3 protein-coding genes are annotated in these 4313 nt (G+C 50.0%); 1 reads left to right on the forward strand and 2 read right to left on the reverse strand.

All coding sequences use genetic code 11. The features are described from left to right. Positions 1 to 87: 87 nt before the first annotated feature. Both HT737_RS20415 and HT737_RS20420 read right to left on the reverse strand, forming a co-directional pair. On the reverse strand, positions 88 to 225 hold the full coding sequence (locus HT737_RS20415; protein ID WP_182403888.1) for a hypothetical protein: 138 nt from the start codon (positions 223 to 225) through the stop codon (positions 88 to 90). Further along, the gene (locus HT737_RS20420) at positions 222 to 560 is read right to left on the reverse strand and encodes a hypothetical protein (RefSeq protein ID WP_182403887.1); all 339 of its coding nucleotides are present in this window, start codon (positions 558 to 560) and stop codon (positions 222 to 224) included. The genes HT737_RS20415 and HT737_RS20420 overlap by 4 nt, the downstream gene beginning before the upstream one ends. A 1127-nt stretch (positions 561 to 1687) precedes the next feature. Between HT737_RS20420 and HT737_RS20425 the strand changes: the two genes are divergently transcribed. Further along, positions 1688 to 4313 (forward strand): dermonecrotic toxin domain-containing protein (locus HT737_RS20425; RefSeq protein ID WP_182403889.1); only part of this gene is annotated, 2626 nt, incomplete at its 3' end.

A 4313-nucleotide genomic window follows, 5' to 3' on the forward strand; every position in this document is an offset into this window, starting at 1 on the left:
CCCCTTGACGGCAACGGGGGCCGTCGCCCATTTGGCCAAACCCCCCCCCCTGTTTCGAAAGAGTCTCGCATAGGTTTTCAAAGTAGCTCACCCGCTCGCGATAAAATTTCGTATCTGTAGCGCCCCAAACATTCTGTCTAAGGAGGGTCTGGCCGAGCCAAGTGCGAACACGGTCAGTACATCTTCTACAGATTCATTTTTCACTATTTGCTCGACGATGCTCATGACTTACCTCCTTTCAACTGGTTCTTGAAAAACACTTCATCTTGCTTGTGCGCAGCGGCGATTGCCTCTTTGGTATAGAGCAAGAACTCATCGTCGCGAAGCTTGAAATCTTCTGGCGTGGCTGTATGTGCGTTATTCCAAAGTGGCGACTCTCTGTTGGGTTTGAAATGGTCACCAAGGCTCAGCGCGGAATCTCTCGAGTTCGCGTATCTTGGGGTGTAATAACGTAAATCGATATCGGTGACTATGAAGTCTCCGATTAAAATTTTCTCAAGACGCTGAATAATGATGTCGTTGGCGTCTGATTGGTCAAGCCTCGCGATATGTAATTTCACCGCATCAATGCCGGCTTGAGTGATAACCGCCGCCCGCCAATCCAGATCAAGTATTGGCCCACCCGCTTCTTCGGGATTGAAATCACGGCCACTGTATTTACCCTTTATGGTTGCTCCGGCAAGGACTGCTGTTCACCACATAAAGCGGCGCGTTGACGTGGCGATTGAATGGATCGCGGCCATAGAACTTATTGGCTACCAGCGTCTTGTTGTGAAACTCGTTTCCCTTGCGCTGGTGCAGTGTTCGCAGCACTCCAAGTTCCCGGACGATCGATTGCACGGGTGGGACGGGATGAGTGGCGCCCTCTGATCTGATGTTTCAAGGTCAACTTCGATGGCCTGCGTTAGTCGGCCCATTCGGTTTGAGACCTCCGCGAGTTGTTGCTTGTCGTGTTGAGTGAACTTTCGAAGGTTTCTTCGATAGCTCAGCTGCGTACTTCTACGCGATGTGAATTTTCCGATGGGTTGTCCGGAATTTTCTTGCAGGAAGTTAGGGCAGTTTTTCGTCAGGCATAAAAAAGGCCGCTGCAAACGCAGCGGCCAAGGTAAGACGTTGGATCAAGGAGCTACAAATCAACGTCAGTGAACACCGGGGCGATGAACCGGAATTACCGATTCATCTGAAATCTGTCGCCAATCACTTCAGGGGCTCAGCGTAGCTGGCTTGGTGCTCAGTGGCGTGTCCCGTGAAAGCGAGCCCAGAATACGGTTTTGCTTTAGTGGGAAAAACAGCCATTTCAGATATGCACTGTTACGGTATGTGCAACAGTCGCAAAATCCCATGCAAAAACTGAGTGACACCTCGCGAGGTTGAACCTTGGTCTGGAAAGTTGCAAAAGTGCTTGCAGTGTCTTGGTTTGTTGTAAATTGGTGTTTGCAAAAAAAAGATATAAACCTGCGAACTTTTCGGTGCGATTATGCGCTGGTCAATGCAGTTTTGCTGTGGAGGGTCTTGTAATTGAATGTTGGTTTAGTGTTCTTGTTCTTTTTTAATGTGTGCCGCTGAATAGGTGACACGCTTGGAAAAGTGTTGAGGCTATCCTTCTTTCTGGTGTCGATATTAGTTTGATTGGAAGTTCTGGTGTTGGCCAGTTTTTACTCCTGTCGAATTAAGAGAGATGTCTGTAATGAATGAAAATGAAACTATAAGCAAGAGTCTGGTTGAACAGGGCGAGGCGCTGTCTGTCGTTGCCCGTGAGTTAAGCCATGTACCTGCATTCAATGTCGTGGTGCAGGATTGCTTGAGTGAAGCTATCTGGAAAATTGCCCCTGAAGTATTTGTCAGCAAGATTTATATTAATTTCCGACAGGGTTTCATTCCTCGCGACGGAGAGCCAGTCGGGCGTTTGTTGGACGTTTTTCTGAACTGTCTGGAGCGTGGCAAGGCCCCACGTTACTCAGCTGAATACGCAATTTACGATTTTCCTGACTCCACCGATCCGCGAGATATCATTCAGGAAATTGAAATTTCGGCCATTGAAAAAGTTTGCCGTGAGCTGCTCGCGTCGTTTTCGGAGAGATTTGCCGCCGAAGTAAAAAAGTATTGGGAAATTGCCGGGCGCAGTTCGGGTCAAGGGGCATATCCAAAGCTCTCGCGACAAGATGCATTGGCGGTTCTTCAAGCCGTCCTGTTCACCCGGGAACTCGAAACATTCGCGCACCTGGGCGGAATTACTCAACAGGAAAGAGCGCTGATCGATGTAATGGTCAAAGGCGGGCTGACGGGAAGCTGTTATGGCGTTTATATCGAAACCGGCAAGGGTGAATATGCGGAGCAACCCGCGATGTTCGTGGTTCCGCTGAAAAAACCGATTTATGAAGAACTGACGCCTGAAGACGATGATGCGTGTGTGCTTTATTCACCGAATCGCGGCATTGAAAGGTTTGCCTCTTCGCTCAAGCTCAAACAGGCACTGGCCGCGCGATTGATATCGGACGACACCCGGGATGAATTTCTCCAGGCATTGCCGATCAAGGTGCGAGAGGGGTTCGTCTACGGTTCTGATATTCGCTTTTTGAAAGTAAATGCAAACCTGTTTGAACGTTATACGCAGCAGATGCTGGCCAAATCCTATAGCGATGTTCAATACCATCTTGAGCGTCTGAACAGCGCAGGCTCGCAGCGAGCCGCGACAATGGCGGCAGTAGTGTCGGCGCAGGCAATGGCCCCCATTCTGCTTGAGGCCCGACAACGCCATGCGCAGTTGTTGAAACTTGTGGAGAAGAACGGCTGGCCGCAGTGGTTGAAGAATACTTCCGAGGTCAATCAAGAGGTTTATGTATCGCTGCAACAGCGGTTGCTTGAAGCTGAGGTCAATCACCATCAAACGACTCGTGGTGTCGCTTCACTGAAGGACTACGCCCGCGTTGCCGTGGAAGATTTCATATCGCCGGGTCCTCGGGAACGGATCGATCCCGACACTGTATTTGTCAGCATTATTCATACCGTTGCGCTGGCTGACGGACGAAAGGTGGAACTCAGTGAGCGCAAGACCCTGACTCAGGCGTTTCTCCAAGGGGCCCATGATTCGGCGGGACAATACCGGATTGTTCTGGAGGCGTTCACTGATAATCCGAAACTGACGCCCGCCAATATCGTTCGTGCTATCGAGACCTTTAACATCCGGGTGAATTACAACGTCGCCCGCCGCACGTTGTATTCGCAACCTGAGGTTGTCGAGTCGATGCGCGAAGTTTTCGGTCGCAAGACTGCACTGTCCATGTTTTCGGCAATCTTGCAAAAGCACGTTCCTCCAAGTGCTCAAGATCTCGTGACGCGTTATAACTTCGGTGATTCTTCGATCGAAACCATGAGTGTATCGTTACGCAGTCGCGTCAAGCCCTTCAGGGACTTATTGGTCTATCGCCGCAAAGGTGCAGGAGCCGAGCGAGGCATTCATGTTCTTCATATGCCTGGCTTTGCGACAGGACAAGAGTGGTTTCAGTTTGCTGATCTGAAAGGACTGCAACATGAAATAGCGCGCTGGGTGTTTGACGCAAAAACGCTGCCTTACTTGAGGGCGCAGGAGCACGCAAGCGATGGCCACACACTGGAAAGTATTTACCTGTTTGATGAGCCTCGCACGATGCTCCAGGAATGGTGGTGGTCGGAGATCGAGTTGAGGAGTCTGTCTGAAGATAGTCCATTGATGGGGGCCGTTCGCAAATCGATCATGTGGGACGCGGATCAGACTGAGTTTGCAACGCCCGCCTGGTTCAGAAATGCCAAAGTCGCGGATCAGAAACTGGTCAACCGCCTGAATCATGATTTCAAAGCTGTTTATCATTACTCAAAAGAACTGCTTGAAATAGTGCCGTTCAAGGAGTTTTCCGCACGACTGGTAAAGAATGAGCTGAAACAGTATTTCAGCCGCAAGGGCCTGGCGGTAGATATCAATCCAGATGAAGTGTGGGTCAGGTTTCACGCCGATTCGAAGATCAGCCTGACCGATCTGTTCATTCAGTGGCAGCTGTGGCGCAGCGATGTCAGTGTATTCCAGAAATTTTTTTCCTGGATAAGTCCTGCCGGCTCTACCTATGTCGCTTTGCAGGAACAGTTAAGAACCGCCTCGTTCTGGACATTTACCAATCAACCGATTACCCAGCTGAATGCCCAAGTCATCAACGAGTTAATTGACCTGCTTCCGGGTGAGAAATATGCGCAATACCTGAAAGATAAATTCCTGAGTGCGCCCGACGTCAGCCTGAAGGTCAGTCTTTATCGAAAGACAAAGCAGAATGAAATGCTCAGGA

The sequence above is a fragment of the Pseudomonas sp. MD195_PC81_125 genome (assembly GCF_014060985.1).
Taxonomy (GTDB): Bacteria; Pseudomonadota; Gammaproteobacteria; order Pseudomonadales; family Pseudomonadaceae; genus Aquipseudomonas; species Aquipseudomonas parakoreensis.

Excerpts from the sequence above, each read along its gene's own strand:
- HT737_RS20415 (WP_182403888.1), bottom strand. The coding sequence starts at position 225 with ATGAGCATCGTCGAGCAAATAGTGAAAAATGAATCTGTAGAAGATGTA.